Below are 14,818 nucleotides of genomic sequence, written 5' to 3'. Positions count from 1 at the left end.
TCGTCGCGTCGATCGGCTCGACGTCGAAAACGTGTTGCCGCCCGCTCGGGGCGGCAGAAGACAATGTCTACAGCAACCCACGCACCGACGTCCGGCCTGCCGGGCTGTTTGTCGCGCCTTGTCCGGATTCTGCGTCGGGTTGAGAATCGTCACGTAGGGGGAGTTGGACACCATGTCGTACATCGAGGTCGAGGGGGCGCGGGTCCCGATCCGGATGTGGACGGACCCGGCCGGGGTCGAGGACGTGGCGATGCGGCAGCTGCGGAACACCACCACCCTGCCCTGGATCAAGGGTCTGGCCGTCATGCCCGACGTCCACTTCGGCAAGGGCGCGACGGTGGGGTCCGTCATCGCCATGCGGGGCGCGGTGTGCCCGGCCGCCGTCGGTGTGGACATCGGCTGCGGCATGTCCGCCGTCCGCACCTCGCTGACCGCGAACGACCTCCCCGGGGACCTCTCGCGGCTGCGGTCGAAGATCGAGGCGGCGATCCCGGTGGGCCGCGGTATGCACGACGAGGCCGTCGACCCGCGGCGCCTGCACGGCGTTCCGGCGGCCCGCTGGGACGACTTCTGGGCGCGCTTCGACGGCGTCGCGGAGCCGGTCCACTTCCGGCGGGACCGGGCGGCCAGGCAGATGGGAACGCTTGGCTCCGGGAATCACTTCTGGGAGCTTTGCGTGGATACGTCCGGTTCGGTGTGGGTCATGCTGCACTCCGGCTCCCGCAACATCGGCAAGGAACTGGCCGACCACCACATCGGCGTCGCCCAGAGCCTGCCGCACAACCAGGGCCTGATCGACCGCGACCTGGCGGTCTTCGTCGCCGACACCCCGCAGATGGCGGCCTACCGGCACGACCTGTTCTGGGCGCAGGAGTACGCGCGGCACAACCGCGAGGTCATGATGGCGCTCTCGCTCGACGTGCTCCGCAAGGAGTTCAGGAAGGCCAAGCCGACCTTCGACCCGGTGATCTCCTGCCACCACAACTACGTCGCCGAGGAGCGCTACGAGGGCGTGGACCTGCTCGTCACCCGCAAGGGCGCGATCCGCGCGGGCAGCGGCGAGTACGGCATCATCCCCGGCTCGATGGGCACCGGCTCCTACATCGTGAAGGGGCTCGGCAACGCCGCGTCCTTCAACTCCGCCTCGCACGGCGCCGGCCGCCGGATGAGCCGGAACCAGGCGCGCAAGCGGTTCACGACCCAGGACCTGGAGCGGCAGACGCAGGGCGTGGAGTGCCGCAAGGACTCCGGCGTCGTCGACGAGATCCCCGGCGCCTACAAGCCGATCGAGCAGGTCATCGACCAGCAGCGGGACCTGGTGGAGGTCGTGGCCCAGCTGCGGCAGGTGGTGTGCGTGAAGGGCTGACCGCCGCTCAGCCCTCGCGGTGCACCTTGCGGTTGGCGGCCTGGGCGCGCGGGCGGACGACGAGCAGGTCCACGTTGACGTGCGGGGGGCGGGTGACGGCCCAGCCGATGGTGTCGGCCACGTCCTCCGCGCGCAGCGGGTCCGGCACGCCCGCGTACACGGCCTCGGCCCGCTCCGCGTCGCCCCTGAAGCGGGTGAGCGCGAACTCCTCGGTGCGGACCATGCCGGGCGCGACCTCGATGACGCGCACCGGCTCCCCGCACAGCTCCAGCCGCAGCGTCTCCGTCAGGGCGTGGGCCCCGTACTTCGCCGCGGCGTAGCCGCCCCCGCCCTCGTACACCCCGTGCCCGGCGGTCGAGGACACGACGACGACCGTGCCGCCGTCGGGCGCGGCGGTGAGGGAGGGCAGGAGGGCCTGCGTCATGTGCAGGACGCCGAGCACGTTGATCTCGTACATCGCCCGCCAGTCCGCCGGGTCGCCCTCGGCCACGGACTCGGTGCCCAGCGCCCCGCCCGCGTTGTTGACCAGCACCTGCACGCCCCCGGGGCTCAGCGAGGCGGCGAAGGCGTCCACCGCCGCCCGGTCGGTGACGTCCAGCGGGCGGGCCTCGGCGGCCAGGCCGGCCGCCGTCAGCTCCTTCTCCAGGGCCGCCAGCCGGTCGGCCCGGCGGGCGGTCAGCACGACGCGGTAGCCCTCCTCGGCCAGCCGCCGCGCGGTCGCCGCGCCGATCCCGCTGCTGGCTCCGGTCACGACGGCGGTACGGCTGGTCATACGAGTCCCTTTCTCACGTGGCTCCCCGGCGCGGCCGCCCTGCTAACCGCGCGGTGGGTACATGATGACCGCCACGCCGACGAGGCACACGAGGGCGCCCATGACGTCCCAGCGGTCGGGGCGGAAGCCGTCCACGATCATGCCCCAGGCCAGTGACCCGGCGACGAACACCCCGCCGTAGGCCGCGAGGATGCGGCCGAAGTTGGCGTCGGGCTGGAAGGTGGCCACGAAGCCGTAGCCGCCGAGGGCCAGGACGCCCGCGCCCACCCAGAGCCACCCGCGGTGCTCGCGCACGCCCTGCCACACCAGCCACGCCCCGCCGATCTCCAGCAGCGCGGCGAGCAGGAACAGCAGCACGGATCGCCCGACGGTCATGGGCGGAGCGTAGTGTGCGCTCAGCGGGCGACGAGGGTGACCTCCGTCGCCTTGACGCTCGTCCACACCTCGACGCCCTCGGCCAGGCCCAGCTCGGCCGCGGCCCCCGGGGTGATCTCGGCGACGAGGTCGGGCGCCGCGTCGGACGCCACGAGCACCCGCAGCCGGCTGCCGAGCCCGGTGATCTCGCGGACGGTGCCGGGCCAGACGTTGCGGGGGCTGCCGCCGGGGCGGTCGCGGTGCACGGAGACGGCCTCCGGCGGGATGATCGCCAAGGCCTCGTCCCCGGCCGCACCGGGCTCGGCGACGACGAGGTGCCCGCCCCCGGCCAGGGCCAGCCCCTCGGCCGTCCCGGTGCCCGGCCAGGCGTTGCGCCCCAGCATCCGGGCGACCCAGGGAGAGCGCGGGTGGCGGCTCACCTCGGCGGGCGGGGCGTACTGGAGCGCGCGGCCCTCGTCCAGCACGAGGACGCGGTCCGCGAGCGAGACGGCCTCCACGGGGTCGTGCGTGACGATGAGGCACACCCCGCCGAAGTACCGCAGATGGGTGCGCAGGGTGTGGCGGACGTGGGCGCGGGTGGTCTGGTCGAGCGCGGCGAGGGGCTCGTCGAGCAGGAGCAGCCGGGGCCGGGTGGCCAGGGCCCGGGCGAGGGCGACGCGCTGGGCCTGCCCGCCGGAGAGCTGGGCGGGCCTGCGGTGGGCGAGGTGGCCGACGCCGAGCCGCTCCAGCCAGATGCGGGCGGCCCGGCGGGCGACCACGCGCCCGGTGCCGAGGGCCCGCAGCCCGTACGCGGTGTTGGCCAGGGCGGACAGGTGCGGGAAGAGCGCGCCGTCCTGCGGCACCCAGGCCACGTGGCGGCGGTGCGGCGGGCGGCCGGTGACGTCGTCGTCGCCGAGGCGCAGGGTGGCGTGGGCGCGGGGTGTGAGGCCGAGGAGGGCCCGCAGCAGCGTCGTCTTGCCCGCGCCGTTCGGGCCGACGACGGCGATGGTGGTGCCCGGTTCGGCGTCGAGGGTGAGCCGGGTAAAGCCGGTCAGCTCGGCGTGCAGGGCCCAGCGGCGGTCGGCGGGAGCCTCCTCGGGCAGCCGGGCCCCGCGTTCGGTGACCCGCGACCCGGGCTCCGGGCCCGTCTCCGGTTCCGCCGCCGGGGCGGGCCCCCGGCGTCCCGTCCCCGGGCCGGTGCCCACGGCCGTCCACCGGCCGCGCAGCGCGACGAGGACCGCCATCGCGACGGCGAGCAGCAGCAGGGAGACGGAGGTGGCGGCCTGCGGCTCGTCCTGGAGCAGGAGGTAGACCTCCAGCGGCAGGGTCTGGGTGACGCCGGGGAGGTTGCCCGCGAAGGTGATGGTCGCCCCGAACTCGCCCAGGGCGCGGGCCCAGGTCAGGGCCGCGCCGGCGGCGAGCCCGGGGGCCACCATCGGCAGCGTCACCGTGGCGAAGACCCGCAGCGGGGACGCGCCCAGCGACGCCGCCGTCTCCTCGTACCGGGGCCGCAGCCCGGCGAAGGCGCCCTCCAGGCTGATGACGAGGAACGGCATGGACACGAACGTGGCCGCGACGACGGCGCCCGAGGTGTGGAACGGCAGCGTGACGCCGAACGTGTCCTCCAGCCACGGCCCGAGCAGCCCGCGCCGGCCGAGGCCGAGCAGCAGCGCCACCCCGGCGACCGTCGGCGGCAGCACCATGGGCAGCAGCACCAGGGAGCGGACGAGCGCCTTGCCGGGGAACGGCACCCGGGCGAGCACCCACGCGAGCGGCACGCCCAGGAGCAGGGACAGGCCCAGCGCCCAGCCGGAGACGACGAGGGAGAGCCGCACGGCCTCGACCGTGCGCGGGTCGGTGAGGTGCCCGCCCAGCTCGTCCCACCGGGTCCGGCTCAGGACGCCGAGCAGCGGCAGGACCAGGAACGCCACGGCGAGCAGGGCGGGCAGCACGAGCGCGAGGGGCGCGCGCGGGCCGCGACGACGGCCGGGGCTCCGGGGGGGCCGGGGCGGTCGGGGAGCGGGGGCGGTGGATCGAGGCATGGCGGACACGTTCCGGGGGCGTCGGGGGCCGGCGCTGGGGGCTCTACGGCTGCTGGAAGCCGTGCTCGGCGAGGATCTTCCGCGCCTCCGGGCCCCGCAGCCACTCCACGAAGGAGGCCGCGGCCTTTGGCCGCCCGGACTCCTTCAGCACGGCCACGGGGTAGGAGGCGAGCTGGTTCTGCTCCTCCGGTATCTCGACGGCGTCGACCCTGTCGGCGGCGACGGCGGCATCCGTCCGGTAGACGATGCCCGCGTCGGCCTCGCCCAGCTCCACCTTGCTGAGGACGGCCCGCACGTTGGGCTCCTCGGAGACCGTCCGCACGTCCACGTCCTGCCGGTCGAGGACCTGGCGGCTGTAGCCGCCGACGGGGACCTCCGGCGCGGCGAGGACGACCGTGAGCCCGGGGTCGGCCAGGTCCGTCAGCTCGTCGACCCCGTGCGGATTGCCCGCGCCGACGACGATGACCAGCCGGTTGGTCGCGAACGTCGCCCGGTGCTCGGTGTCGTCCGCGATGTCGTCCATCGTCCGGCTGTCGGCGGTGGCGATCACGTCGGCGGGGGCGCCCTGGCGCACCTGGGAGACGAGCTCCTGCGAGCCGGCGAAGGAGAACGACACCTCCGTGCCGGGGTTCTCCCTCTCCCAGGCGGCGCCGGCCTCCTCGAAGGCGTCGGTGAGGGAGGAGGCGGCGAGCACGGTCAGCCTGGCGCCGCCCCCGTCCCCGCCGCCGCAGGCCGCCGTCGGGACGAGCAGGGCGGTGGCGAGCAGGGCGGCGGCGCGGTGCCGGGGGCGGCGTCGGGCGGTGAACACGGGAGCTCCTCGGGGGCGGATCGCGGGCGCGTCACGGGCGGTCGATGTGGACGCTGGTGGACTTCACGCGGGCGACCGCCCGGACGCCCACCTCAAGCCCCAGCTCCTCGACGGCCTCCCTGGTCAGGAGGGAGACGAGGCGGTGCGGCCCGGCCTGGATCTCCACCTGCGCCGCGACGTCGCCGAGCGTGACGCCCGTGACGATGCCGGAGAAGGCGTTGCGGGCCGAGGTGTAGGCCACCTCGTCCTCACCGTGCGCTCCCTGGCCCAGCTCGACGGCGAAGGCGGCCAGGTCGCGGCCGTCGACGAGGCGGCGCCCGGAGTCGTCGCGGTGGGTCGCGACCCGGCCGGCGTCCGCCCAGCGACGCGCGGTGTCGGGGCTGACACCGAGCAACCGGGCCGCCTGTCCGATGGTGTAGGACTGCATGTGCGTCAACCTACGGCCATCTTCCTCGCACCTGCAAGGAAATTAGGAGCTCCGGCCTGGTAGCTGCGGCTTCGCTTGGAGCTTCCTCCGAGGGCCTACCCCAGGCTGCGCGCGGCCACCTGTCGAGCACGACGAAGTAGCTGACCAGGTGCTTCGCGGGGGTGGCAGGCTTAAGCGTCCTGTAGGGAGGCGCTCCGCTGGTGATCCACTCTGCTGTTGCAGCAAGGTGTGTCTGCTCGTGATCGTCCCAGGGCTCGATGCCGCTGAGCACCTGCGTCAGCTGGGCGCGGAGTAGTTGGTCGGGGGCGTTTGACGAATCCATGGTGACGACGGGCGCATGATGGCAGGGGCCGCAACCTCTCGCTGGTCACGTCAGCCAGCGCTAGCGGACGGGGCCCCGCTCGTCGATGAAGAAGTCAGGCGTTTCACAGAACAGGTCAGTGGTCACCGGCCCGTAGGCGATGTTGAAGGTGTCCAACCAGTAGGACCAGTCCCGGATCCCCAGTGCGCTGCTGAAGCGGTAGTTCAGCTGCCAACGGGCCCACTGCCCGGGGGCAAGTCGCACGGCCGGCCGGCGTCGTCGCCGCGGCGGCAGGGCAAGCAAAGGCTGCACTCGCGGGAAGACCCGCAGACGTCCTTCGACTTCACGGAGTTGGACATCGGCCTTGCCGAGGTCCTCAAGAGTGACATGAGGCTGAAAGCCATTCTCCTCACGCATGCGCACCACGTGCGCCAGCGAACTCGACGCATGTGGAAGAGGGAACCCGATCGGGGCGGCATTCCTGCGCGCGGCACTCTCACCTCCCCGCGACTCCTTGGTCCACGAGGTCCGTACCCACTGCACAGTGATCTCCACGCAGCCTCACTCCCCGCCCAGCTCGTCGAGGATCTTGCCGTAGTAGCGGCGCCGCTGGCTCAGTGTCTGGGCGACCTCCTTGTCTGTGACCTGGGAGATCTTCCTGAGGTGCTCCAGAAGGTTGTCCCGCTGGGGATGGTCAGAGTCTTGGACGTACTCCGTGGTGGTGGAAACTCCGGCAGTGAGCAGCAGGTGGTGGGGAAGGCCGCACCAGGTGTCGAAGCTCCGGCAGACGGCTTCCCACAGGAGCCAGACGTCCTCGACGCGGCGCTCTTCGGCGACCCGCAGGGCGGCGAGTTCGATGCTGTGGCTGAATCCCCAGGAATGCCCATGCCGGCGTGTCTCCTGAAGGAGCAGGAACCGGGCGAAGTTCCCGTCTTCCTGGCAAGGGTCCCCGACCAGGGCTTCGAGGACCTGCTGCCTGTCCTCCCAGCGGGCGTCCATGGGCAGCCCGTCCTCAGTGTGCTGCCCGTCGAACTCCAGAAGCTCCCATCGCTCGGGGTCCCCGCGCCACCAGGCCAGGTCGGGTATCGCGGGACGGCTCATTGGCGTGTCTTTCGTGCGGGGAAGGGTGACATCGTTGCACGTGCGTGATCAGCATCGACGAGGACGCCCCAGCCTCGCCTGGCCGCTGCTACGGCCAGGGTCGCCTGCGAGCGATCTGAGGGGCGATCACGTTGAGTCGCGGTTCTGGTCGCGCATCATGTTCCGCAGGGCCGTCCGGGCGGCAGCCGGCTCTCCCGCTCCAGCCAGGCCAGCAGCTCCGCCACCGTCGGCCACACCGGCGCCGTCACCGGGCCCGCTCCTCGGCCAGCGCCCGGAACGCGCGCGCCGTGGCCTCGTCCGACGGGAAGAACGACTCGATCGCCAGCTCGGAGAGGGTGACGTCGGCCGGGGCGCCGAACGTCGCGATCGTGCTGAACATCGACAGCTCCCCGTGCGGTCCCCGCAGCCGCACCGGCAACGCCACCGGCCCCGCCGCCTGCCCGCCCGCGCCGTGGCCCTCCGGCTCCTCCACCCAGGGCCCGTACGCGGCGACCTCCTCGTGCAGGGCCCGCAGCTCCGCGTCCCCGCTCGCCCGCGCCTGCCGCCGCAGCCGGTCGAGCAGGTGGTGGCGCACCTCGTCCGCGTTCACGACCCGCGTCAGCAGCCCCTCGGGGTGGAGCACCATCCGGTACACGTTGGCCGGTGGCTCCGCCAGCCCGGCCGGAAGCCCGTCGAGCAGCGCCCCCATCGCCTCGTTGGCCGAGACCACGTTCCACACCCGGTCCACGACGACCGCCGGGTACGGCTCGTGCGCGGTGAGCATGACGTCGAGCGCCGAGCGGACGGCGGCCATCTCGGCGGCGTCCATCGCCGACTCCCGGAAGGCGGGCGCGTAACCGGCCGCCAGCAGGAGCGTGTTGCGCTCCCGCAGCGGCACGTCCAGCGTCTCCGCCAGGCGCAGCACCATCTCCCGGCTCGGCCTGGCCCGGCCCGTCTCCACGTACGACACGTGCCGCGCGGAGGAGTCGGCGTCGAGCGCGAGTTGCAGCTGACTGAGCCTGCGGTGCTGCCGCCACTCGCGCAACAGCGTGCCCACTCCCGGCAGTTCGGCGGTCTCCATGCCCGGAGCGTAGCGAGCGGCCGGTGCGCTCGGCCATGACCTTGGACGTCATTGAGCCCCTGACCTCCGCGCTGCGAAGGTCAGGGGCAATCGACCGAAAAGACGGAGGCCGACATGACCCCGCACGCCCTCGACCACCGCCCCCTCACCGCGACCGCCCACGCCGCCGACCCGGCGCGCCTCCTGCGCACCGTGCTCCGGGTGGACGCCGCCGCCTGCGGCGTGCTCGGCCTCGTCCTCCTGCTCGGCGCCGACTGGCTCAGCACGCCGCTCGGCCTGCCCGCCCACTGGTCCGTGCCCTTCGGCGTCTTCCTCCTGGGCGCCGCCGTGGCCCTCGCCCTCATCGCCGGGTACCGGACGATCCCGCGCGGCCTGGCCTGGGCCGTCATCGCCCTCAACGCGGTGTGCGCCCTGGAGATGCTGCTCCTGCCCCTCACCGGCTGGGTCCCGCTCACCGGCCTCGGCACGGCCGTCCTCGTCACCGGAGCCCTCGCGGTCGCCGTCTTCGCCGACGTCGAGTACCTCGCCCTGCGCCGCATGCGGTGACGTCACACTCGCCGACGGCGCGGGCGTGCCCGGACGGGGCCCGCGTCGTACGGTGGGGTGGAGGCGAGGGGGCCGGACGACCGTGGGTAAGGAGCCCGTGATGCGGAGTCCCGACAGCGAGTACTGCGTCAGCGTCCACCTGACGGGCTGCGGCCACGAGACGGCCAGCGCGGTCTTCGGCGCGCTGGAGACCGCCTACCCGGAGGGCTGCGACCCGACACCGCGAGCCGCGCGCGGCACCGCCGAAGCGGAGCACCACGTCGTCTGGACCTCGACGGTGGACACCGAGACGCCCCGCTCCGGCCTGCCGGCGGTGCCGGTGCCGCTGGACGAGGACGTGGCCGTGGAGATCCACGGCGCGGCCGATCCCGTGCGGCGGGTCCACGAGGTCCTGATGTCGGCCTTCGTCTCCGAGGACCACGGCACGGTCCCAGGCGAGCACGAACTGGAGACCCGCCTCCGTCTCACCGCCACCCGCCGCCCCGTCGGCTGACGCGCGCCCCGGCCGGGGCCGCCCGTCACGTCCACTGGTTCCGGCGGCCCCCGGCGTACAGGACCCGCGCCCGGGCGCCCACGTGGGGCGCCCGGGCGCGGGTCCTGTGGCCGGGCTCCGCGCCGAAGGCGGCAGCCGGCCACCGGAATCCCGGCGGTGGGCAGCCCTTCCGAGTGCGTAGCCTCGTGAGACACGCTGCGCTACGATGGATGCATGAAGACGATCACTCAGCGTGAGTTCCGCAACAACTCCGCCGCCGTCATGGACGCTGTCGAAGCGGGTGAGACGTACTACATCACGCGCAACGGCAATGAGGTGGCCGAGCTGCGCCCCATACACCGCAAGCCCCGTCTCAGTGCCCGGGAGCTGGTCGAGCGGCACCGCAGGCTGCCCCGTGTGGACTACGCGCGGATGCGCGAGGAAGCCGAAGAGCTCTTCGGAGCGGAGGAGCGTATCGGTGACGAGGACCCCTGGGAGCGGCGTCGTGGCTGAGCAGTACCCGGCCGGCGTGCTCGACACCTGCACATACATCGATCTGCACTTGCTCGACCCCGCCGACCTCCCCGTGGTCTCCGAGCTCACGGCCGTTACCTTGGCGGAGCTGCACCAGGGTGTGGCCATGGCCAGGGACGCGGCTGCCCGGGCCGCGCGGACGGAGCTGCTGGGGGCGGCTGTCGCCGGGTTCGATCCGCTTCCGTTCGACGGTGAAGCGGCGGCCCGGTACGGCACGCTGGTCTCGCTGACGCTCGCGGCGCGCCGCGACCCGCGCCCCCGCAAGCCGGATCTGATGATCGCGGCCATCGCCTCGGTCCGGGGGCTGCCGCTGTTCACCCGCAACGCTGACGACTTCAAGGCGCTGGACAGCGTCGTCACTGTCGTGCCCGTCTGAACTCAGCAGCCGGGCGTACGTGGATCGGCGAAGACCGGCGACGCTTGAGCTCTGGCCCATGCTCGGAATCACGGATCACGGACCGGCGTGCCTTGTCTGCCCTGTTGGGGGCAGGGCAGGGGCAGGGCGCCCGGAGCGGGCGGGTCAGGGCCACACCAAGCAATAAGGCTGATGCCCCGCCTCGTGGAGGCGGTGGCTGAAGTCCTGCCACTGGTGCAGCAGGCGGTAGACGTCGAACGCGTCGCGGGGGCCGCTGCGGCGGAGGTTGCTGAGCGCCTCCGGGACCCGAGTTGGTCGGGATCGGTCACTCACGGCATGGGCATCGCCCTCACGTGCCTCGGGCAGCTCCCTCGGGCCACACGACGTCCACGGGCAATCCGGAGCTGCGAGCGGCCAGCACCACGTCCGCCGTGCCTCCGCCCTTGGCCCCCGGCGGTTGTCCGTTCCACACCGCGACGAGCCGCTCGCCGCGCTCCAGGAGTACCGTGTTCGCGGCCTCGTACGCTGACCGGTCGGCCGTCGCGTGAGGCATCACGACCACCTCCGACGCTGCCGCCGTCAACCGGTCGAACGTCGCAGCGTGATCCGGCTTCACCTTCCGTTCCCGGTAGTCCTGCGACGGGATCACCACGACGAGACGTCCACCGGCCTCCAGAACGGCCTCCGCGAAGAGGGAGTCCGAGCCCTTCGCGATGCACGAGATCCCGACCAGTTCCCCGCCTCGGTACTCGGCAAGAATTTTGCGCAGCGCCCGTCGCACGAGTGGCACAGTGTCGTCGGTCAGGTCCATGTGGCCCGTCACTGCCAGGATGGTCATCCGATTCGCCTCCTCAGTTCGTCAGCAGGTCACGGATGCGATCTCTGCCGGTGATCTTGCCGGAGTAGGCGTCCTTGACCGTGGCCAGCCACAGGGGGCCTTCGGTGGTGGGGATGTGGGTGATGTCGGCGACCCACAGTCGGTTCGGCGCGGGGGCGGTGAAGTCGCGTTCTACGAGGTCGTCGGCTGCTTGGGCGGTCGGGTCGCGGCGGGTGAAGCCCTTGGTGCGGCGGGGGCTGAGCCCGGCCAGTCCGGCTTCGCGCATCAGGCGTTCGACCCGCTTGCGGCCTGTCCTCACCCCTTGCCTGGCCAGAGCCGCGTGGACGCGGGGCGAGCCGTAGGTGCCCATCGAGTCGGTGTGGATCTGTTCGATCTTCTCCGTCAGCTCCGTGTCCTCCTGCTTGCGCCGACAGGGCTGCCGGGCGGTCTTGCGCCATCGGTAGTAGGTGGAAGCGGGGATGTTCAGTTCCCGGAGGACGGGCTCGGCCCCGAGGTCTGGGTGCTCGTCGATGAGCGTCAGGACCTGCGCCGGGTCGGGTCGAGCTCCTGGGCGAAAAAAGCCGAGGCGACTCAGTCCTCACCTGGTTCAGCGCGGGGAAGGCGGGAAGTGATGCTGTCGGCCCAGCGTTGGGCCCAGCCCCGAAGTTCGGCGATGGCGGCGTCGTCAAGGCCATGGGCGGCGAACTCGGTGTCGTCGATCCAGTCGGCGCCATTCAGCCGGTCCTGGAGTTCTTCGAGATCGAGTTCGTCGCGGGCGTGACGGCCACCCAGTTCTTCGAGATCGGTATCGGTCCACCGGCGCGCGGCGGCACGAACGTCGATGAGATCGCGGGCCAGCCCTCGGTCGGCGAGGGCGCGCACCTTCGTGCCGACGACGTCCTCGATCGCGAGCACGGGGCCGTACTCGGTGTGCACGAGCGGCCCCCAGGTCGTTTCTTTAAGGATGTCGAGTTCGCAGTCCTCACCCGTGGTCGCGTCGGTGACGATCAAACGGGCGGACAGCGGGTCGGTTTCCACTTCCCGTACGTGCCAGCCTCGTTCTTCCAGGCCCGCGCGGAGCTGGGTGGCGACCTGGTCCATTCGGACCTGGGTTTCGGTGGCAACGTCCAGGTCCTTGCTGAGCCGGTTCACCAGACCGTGGGCTTGGACCGCGTAGCCTCCAGTCAGCGCGAGCGGGAATCCGGAACCCACGCTCAGGACGTCGATCAGCAGTCGCTTGTGCAGGCCGGTGAGATTCATGCTGTAGCGGGCACGCGGTGGGAAAGCTCGGTGAACGCGTCCTCCCAGACGTCCCGGATATCGCGGCTGATCAGGGTGCGCAGGACGGGCCACGCGTCGAGGAGAAGGTCGCGGTTGAGGTACCGGACCAGGTCGTCGTGCTGGCCCTCGGCCAGGACGATCCGGTAGCAGCTCATCCGTAGCCGGGGTTGGTCGAGGTCGTAACGGGACAGGCCGGACCAGCTCACATGCAGCGGCAGCTCAACGATGCCGCCGTCGGGACCGGCGAGCGCGGAGAGTTCGGTGGGCAGGCGCCGACGGTACTTGGCGCGGCGAAGGTCGGAGACGCTGAGCGCTGGAGCCATGCTCGCATTATGGCGTAGCCATGGCGGTCAGGGCCGGGGCTCGGCGACAGGAGGGTGCGACCGGGGCGCGTCGGAGCTTCGTGCGCCCCGTGACCAGGCGCGATGCGTCTGCGTGCGGGGTGGCTGCCTGGGGGCATGCCGCGTTGGCCCGGGGCCGCGGGCGCCCCACCCCGCAGTGGGGGCGGTCAGGGCCAGACGAGGCAGTAGGGTTCGTGGCCGGCCTCGTGGAGGCGGTGGCTGAAGTCCTGCCACTGGTGCAGCAGGCGGTAGACGTCGAACGCGTCGCGGGGGCCGCTGCGGTCGGGGACGGTGGACCAGATGAAGGCCGCGGCGCCGACGGACTCCTCGCCGACGCCCCGCAGGGGGTCCACGACGGTCATGGGGAGCTTGACGACGGCGTAGTCGGGGTGGAGGACGACGAGCTCCAGGGGTGGTACCCGGTGCAGGGGTATGCCCTCGAGGCCGGTGAGGACCATCGCGGCCATCGTCTCGGGCTTGATGCGGGTGAACATGCCGTGGCCGAGTTCGTCGCCCCCGAGATCCTGGGGGCGCATGGACAGGGGTACCCGGGCCGCCGTCGCACCGTCGGGGGCGCCGAAGTACTTGTAGGTCACCTCCATACGGCCGCCGCTCCGTCCGAGACCCTCGCTCTCGGACGCTTCCCCGCGGTGTCGGCCGCGGGGGACGCGTTCCGGTTCGAGGTCCCCGGCGCCATCGCCCGGTCCGCCTCCGCGCTGCATGTCACCACCCGACTGTTCGCCGCATTCTCCCCCGGACTCCGCCCGGGAGTGCCCCCATACGCCCGCGGCCCATGCCGCGCGACCCGATCATCGTCCCAGAGACCTCCCCCGCCCACGGCTGCCGAAACGCCCGGCCGCCCACCCGCACGAAGCTCTGTCACCATGGCCCCTGTGAGCTATCCGTACCAAGCACCAGTATCGCAGTCCCTCTTCGACCGTGCGGCCGTCGTGACACCGGGAGGCGTGAACTCCCCGGTGCGGGCTTTCGGAGCCGTGGGCGGTACGCCCCGGTTCATGGTCTCCGGTTCCGGCCCGTACCTCACGGACGCCGACGGCCGCGAGTACGTGGACCTCGTCTGCTCCTGGGGGCCGATGATCCTCGGCCACCGGCATCCGGCCGTCCAGGAGGCCGTGGAGGCGGCCGTGGCCCGCGGCACCTCGTTCGGAACGCCTGGTCAGGGCGAGGTCGAACTGGCCGAGGAGATCGTCTCCCGCATCGCACCGGTGGAGCAAGTCCGGCTGGTGTCCTCCGGCACGGAGGCCACCATGTCCGCGATCCGGCTGGCCCGCGGTTTCACCGGCCGGGCGAAGGTCGTCAAGTTCGCCGGCTGCTACCACGGCCACGTGGACGCGCTGCTGGCCGCCGCCGGCTCCGGGGTGGCGACGTTCGCGCTGCCGGACACCCCGGGCGTGACGGGCGCCCAGGCCGGGGACACGCTGGTGCTGCCGTACAACGATCTGGACGCGGTTCGCGAGGCGTTCGCCGCCCACCCGGGCCAGATCGCCTGCGTGATCACCGAGGCGTCGCCGGGCAACATGGGCGTCGTCCCGCCGCGGGAGGGTTTCAACGCGGGGCTGAAGGCGCTGTGCGAGGAGCACGGCGCGCTGTACGTGTCCGACGAGGTCATGACCGGCTTCCGGGTCTCGAGGGCCGGCTGGTTCGGGCTGGACGGCGTCGTGCCGGACCTGATGACCTTCGGCAAGGTCATGGGCGGCGGCTTCCCGGCCGCGGCCTTCGGCGGCCGGGAGGACGTCATGGCGGCCCTCGCCCCGGCCGGTCCCGTCTACCAGGCGGGGACGCTGTCGGGGAACCCGGTCGCTACGGCGGCGGGCGTGGCCCAGCTGAGGCAGCTGGACGACGCGGCCTACGCGCGGCTCGACGCGTCGGCCGCCACGCTGCGCGGGCTGGTCGCCGACGCGCTGACGAAGGAGGGCGTGGCGCACACCCTCCAGCGGGCGGGGAACATGTTCTCCGTCTTCTTCACGGACCGGCCGGTCACGGACTACCACGGCGCCCGGACGCAGGAGACGTTCCGCTTCACCGCGTTCTTCCACGCCATGCTGGCGGCCGGGGTGTACCTGCCGCCGTCGGCGTTCGAGTCGTGGTTCGTGTCGACGGCGCTGGACGACGCCGCGATCGAGCGCGTCGCCGCCGCGCTGCCGGGGGCCGCCCGGGCCGCCGCCGAGGCGGTGCCGGCATGAGCGGGGCGCCGAACGCCGAGGCGGGGGCGGGCGCGCC

The 14,818-nt window shown here is 72.6% G+C and carries 20 protein-coding genes; 6 read left to right on the top strand and 14 right to left on the bottom strand.

From position 1 onward, the window contains the following. Positions 1–172: 172 nt before the first annotated feature. A complete protein-coding gene (locus HPT28_RS10740) occupies positions 173–1,366 on the top strand; it encodes an RtcB family protein (RefSeq protein ID WP_219090775.1) in 1,194 nt (397 codons plus the stop codon). Between the two features lie 7 nt (positions 1,367–1,373). Here the strand turns inward: HPT28_RS10740 and HPT28_RS10735 are convergent, their stop codons facing one another. The 8 genes from HPT28_RS10735 to HPT28_RS10700 all read right to left on the bottom strand — a co-directional run bounded on the left by HPT28_RS10735 (position 1,374) and on the right by HPT28_RS10700 (position 8,231). Then, entirely contained in the window at positions 1,374–2,138 is a 765-nt protein-coding gene (locus HPT28_RS10735) for an SDR family NAD(P)-dependent oxidoreductase (RefSeq protein WP_219090774.1), read from the bottom strand. 42 nt (positions 2,139–2,180) lie between these two features. Further along, the gene (locus HPT28_RS10730) at positions 2,181–2,513 is read right to left on the bottom strand and encodes a YnfA family protein (RefSeq protein ID WP_219090773.1); all 333 of its coding nucleotides are present in this window, start codon (positions 2,511–2,513) and stop codon (positions 2,181–2,183) included. 20 nt (positions 2,514–2,533) lie between these two features. Beyond that, complete coding sequence (locus tag HPT28_RS10725; RefSeq protein ID WP_219090772.1) at positions 2,534–4,534, bottom strand: ABC transporter permease; 2,001 nt, start codon at positions 4,532–4,534, stop codon at positions 2,534–2,536. 43 nt (positions 4,535–4,577) lie between these two features. Beyond that, the gene (gene modA / locus HPT28_RS10720) at positions 4,578–5,342 is read right to left on the bottom strand and encodes a molybdate ABC transporter substrate-binding protein (RefSeq protein WP_219090771.1); all 765 of its coding nucleotides are present in this window, start codon (positions 5,340–5,342) and stop codon (positions 4,578–4,580) included. 31 nt (positions 5,343–5,373) lie between these two features. After that, positions 5,374–5,769, bottom strand: coding sequence for a molybdopterin-binding protein (locus HPT28_RS10715; protein ID WP_219090770.1), 396 nt, complete (start codon positions 5,767–5,769; stop codon positions 5,374–5,376). 382 nt (positions 5,770–6,151) lie between these two features. After that, positions 6,152–6,625 (bottom strand): hypothetical protein, encoded by a 474-nt coding sequence (locus tag HPT28_RS10710; RefSeq protein WP_219090769.1) that lies wholly within the window; start codon positions 6,623–6,625, stop codon positions 6,152–6,154. A 6-nt stretch (positions 6,626–6,631) separates the two neighbouring features. After that, positions 6,632–7,171, bottom strand: coding sequence for a hypothetical protein (locus HPT28_RS10705; RefSeq protein ID WP_219090768.1), 540 nt, complete (start codon positions 7,169–7,171; stop codon positions 6,632–6,634). A 244-nt stretch (positions 7,172–7,415) separates the two neighbouring features. After that, positions 7,416–8,231, bottom strand: coding sequence for a helix-turn-helix domain-containing protein (locus HPT28_RS10700; RefSeq protein ID WP_219090767.1), 816 nt, complete (start codon positions 8,229–8,231; stop codon positions 7,416–7,418). Between the two features lie 114 nt (positions 8,232–8,345). On the opposite strand from HPT28_RS10700, the gene HPT28_RS10695 reads away from it, so the two are divergent. The 4 genes from HPT28_RS10695 to HPT28_RS10680 all read left to right on the top strand — a co-directional run bounded on the left by HPT28_RS10695 (position 8,346) and on the right by HPT28_RS10680 (position 10,159). After that, on the top strand, positions 8,346–8,777 hold the full coding sequence (locus tag HPT28_RS10695; RefSeq protein WP_257578378.1) for a hypothetical protein: 432 nt from the start codon (positions 8,346–8,348) through the stop codon (positions 8,775–8,777). Positions 8,778–8,877: 100 nt separating this feature from the next. Then, on the top strand, positions 8,878–9,270 hold the full coding sequence (locus HPT28_RS10690; RefSeq protein ID WP_219090766.1) for a hypothetical protein: 393 nt from the start codon (positions 8,878–8,880) through the stop codon (positions 9,268–9,270). A 213-nt stretch (positions 9,271–9,483) separates the two neighbouring features. After that, positions 9,484–9,762 carry a type II toxin-antitoxin system Phd/YefM family antitoxin gene (locus HPT28_RS10685; RefSeq protein WP_219090765.1) on the top strand — a complete coding sequence of 93 codons (279 nt, stop codon included), beginning with the start codon at positions 9,484–9,486 and terminating at the stop codon, positions 9,760–9,762. Continuing rightward, positions 9,755–10,159 carry a PIN domain-containing protein gene (locus tag HPT28_RS10680; protein ID WP_219090764.1) on the top strand — a complete coding sequence of 135 codons (405 nt, stop codon included), beginning with the start codon at positions 9,755–9,757 and terminating at the stop codon, positions 10,157–10,159. The genes HPT28_RS10685 and HPT28_RS10680 overlap by 8 nt, the downstream gene beginning before the upstream one ends. A 144-nt stretch (positions 10,160–10,303) precedes the next feature. Here the strand turns inward: HPT28_RS10680 and HPT28_RS10675 are convergent, their stop codons facing one another. The 6 genes from HPT28_RS10675 to HPT28_RS10650 form a co-directional block, all read right to left on the bottom strand. Continuing rightward, on the bottom strand, positions 10,304–10,471 hold the full coding sequence (locus HPT28_RS10675) for a hypothetical protein (RefSeq protein ID WP_219090809.1): 168 nt from the start codon (positions 10,469–10,471) through the stop codon (positions 10,304–10,306). 16 nt (positions 10,472–10,487) lie between these two features. Beyond that, positions 10,488–10,976 (bottom strand): hypothetical protein, encoded by a 489-nt coding sequence (locus tag HPT28_RS10670; protein ID WP_219090763.1) that lies wholly within the window; start codon positions 10,974–10,976, stop codon positions 10,488–10,490. 13 nt (positions 10,977–10,989) lie between these two features. Next, complete coding sequence (locus tag HPT28_RS10665) at positions 10,990–11,361, bottom strand: IS3 family transposase (RefSeq protein WP_257578401.1); 372 nt, start codon at positions 11,359–11,361, stop codon at positions 10,990–10,992. Between the two features lie 185 nt (positions 11,362–11,546). After that, entirely contained in the window at positions 11,547–12,215 is a 669-nt protein-coding gene (locus HPT28_RS10660; protein WP_219090762.1) for a nucleotidyl transferase AbiEii/AbiGii toxin family protein, read from the bottom strand. Continuing rightward, positions 12,212–12,559 (bottom strand): transcriptional regulator, encoded by a 348-nt coding sequence (locus HPT28_RS10655; protein ID WP_219090761.1) that lies wholly within the window; start codon positions 12,557–12,559, stop codon positions 12,212–12,214. Before HPT28_RS10655 ends, HPT28_RS10660 begins: the two co-directional genes overlap by 4 nt. Positions 12,560–12,744: 185 nt before the next feature. Beyond that, on the bottom strand, positions 12,745–13,299 hold the full coding sequence (locus tag HPT28_RS10650) for a hypothetical protein (RefSeq protein ID WP_219090760.1): 555 nt from the start codon (positions 13,297–13,299) through the stop codon (positions 12,745–12,747). Positions 13,300–13,461: 162 nt separating this feature from the next. Between HPT28_RS10650 and hemL the strand changes: the two genes are divergently transcribed. Next, positions 13,462–14,781, top strand: a complete 1,320-nt coding sequence (hemL, locus tag HPT28_RS10645) for a glutamate-1-semialdehyde 2,1-aminomutase (protein ID WP_219090759.1) — start codon at positions 13,462–13,464, stop codon at positions 14,779–14,781. The last annotated feature ends 37 nt before the right edge of the window (positions 14,782–14,818 follow it).

The sequence above is a fragment of the Streptomyces sp. JJ38 genome, assembly GCF_019303475.1.
Lineage (GTDB): Bacteria > Actinomycetota > Actinomycetes > Streptomycetales > Streptomycetaceae > Streptomyces.
This window is presented reverse-complemented; position numbering and strand designations above follow the sequence as displayed.

Excerpts from the sequence above, each read along its gene's own strand:
- HPT28_RS10740 (WP_219090775.1), top strand. The coding sequence starts at position 173 with ATGTCGTACATCGAGGTCGAGGGGGCGCGGGTCCCGATCCGGATGTGG.
- HPT28_RS10735 (WP_219090774.1), bottom strand. The coding sequence starts at position 2,138 with ATGACCAGCCGTACCGCCGTCGTGACCGGAGCCAGCAGCGGGATCGGC.
- HPT28_RS10730 (WP_219090773.1), bottom strand. The coding sequence starts at position 2,513 with ATGACCGTCGGGCGATCCGTGCTGCTGTTCCTGCTCGCCGCGCTGCTG.
- HPT28_RS10725 (WP_219090772.1), bottom strand. The coding sequence starts at position 4,534 with ATGCCTCGATCCACCGCCCCCGCTCCCCGACCGCCCCGGCCCCCCCGG.
- HPT28_RS10715 (WP_219090770.1), bottom strand. The coding sequence starts at position 5,769 with ATGCAGTCCTACACCATCGGACAGGCGGCCCGGTTGCTCGGTGTCAGC.
- HPT28_RS10705 (WP_219090768.1), bottom strand. The coding sequence starts at position 7,171 with ATGAGCCGTCCCGCGATACCCGACCTGGCCTGGTGGCGCGGGGACCCC.
- HPT28_RS10700 (WP_219090767.1), bottom strand. The coding sequence starts at position 8,231 with ATGGAGACCGCCGAACTGCCGGGAGTGGGCACGCTGTTGCGCGAGTGG.
- HPT28_RS10695 (WP_257578378.1), top strand. The coding sequence starts at position 8,346 with ATGACCCCGCACGCCCTCGACCACCGCCCCCTCACCGCGACCGCCCAC.
- HPT28_RS10690 (WP_219090766.1), top strand. The coding sequence starts at position 8,878 with ATGCGGAGTCCCGACAGCGAGTACTGCGTCAGCGTCCACCTGACGGGC.
- HPT28_RS10685 (WP_219090765.1), top strand. The coding sequence starts at position 9,484 with ATGAAGACGATCACTCAGCGTGAGTTCCGCAACAACTCCGCCGCCGTC.
- HPT28_RS10670 (WP_219090763.1), bottom strand. The coding sequence starts at position 10,976 with ATGACCATCCTGGCAGTGACGGGCCACATGGACCTGACCGACGACACT.
- HPT28_RS10660 (WP_219090762.1), bottom strand. The coding sequence starts at position 12,215 with ATGAATCTCACCGGCCTGCACAAGCGACTGCTGATCGACGTCCTGAGC.
- HPT28_RS10655 (WP_219090761.1), bottom strand. The coding sequence starts at position 12,559 with ATGGCTCCAGCGCTCAGCGTCTCCGACCTTCGCCGCGCCAAGTACCGT.
- HPT28_RS10650 (WP_219090760.1), bottom strand. The coding sequence starts at position 13,299 with ATGCAGCGCGGAGGCGGACCGGGCGATGGCGCCGGGGACCTCGAACCG.
- hemL (WP_219090759.1), top strand. The coding sequence starts at position 13,462 with ATGGCCCCTGTGAGCTATCCGTACCAAGCACCAGTATCGCAGTCCCTC.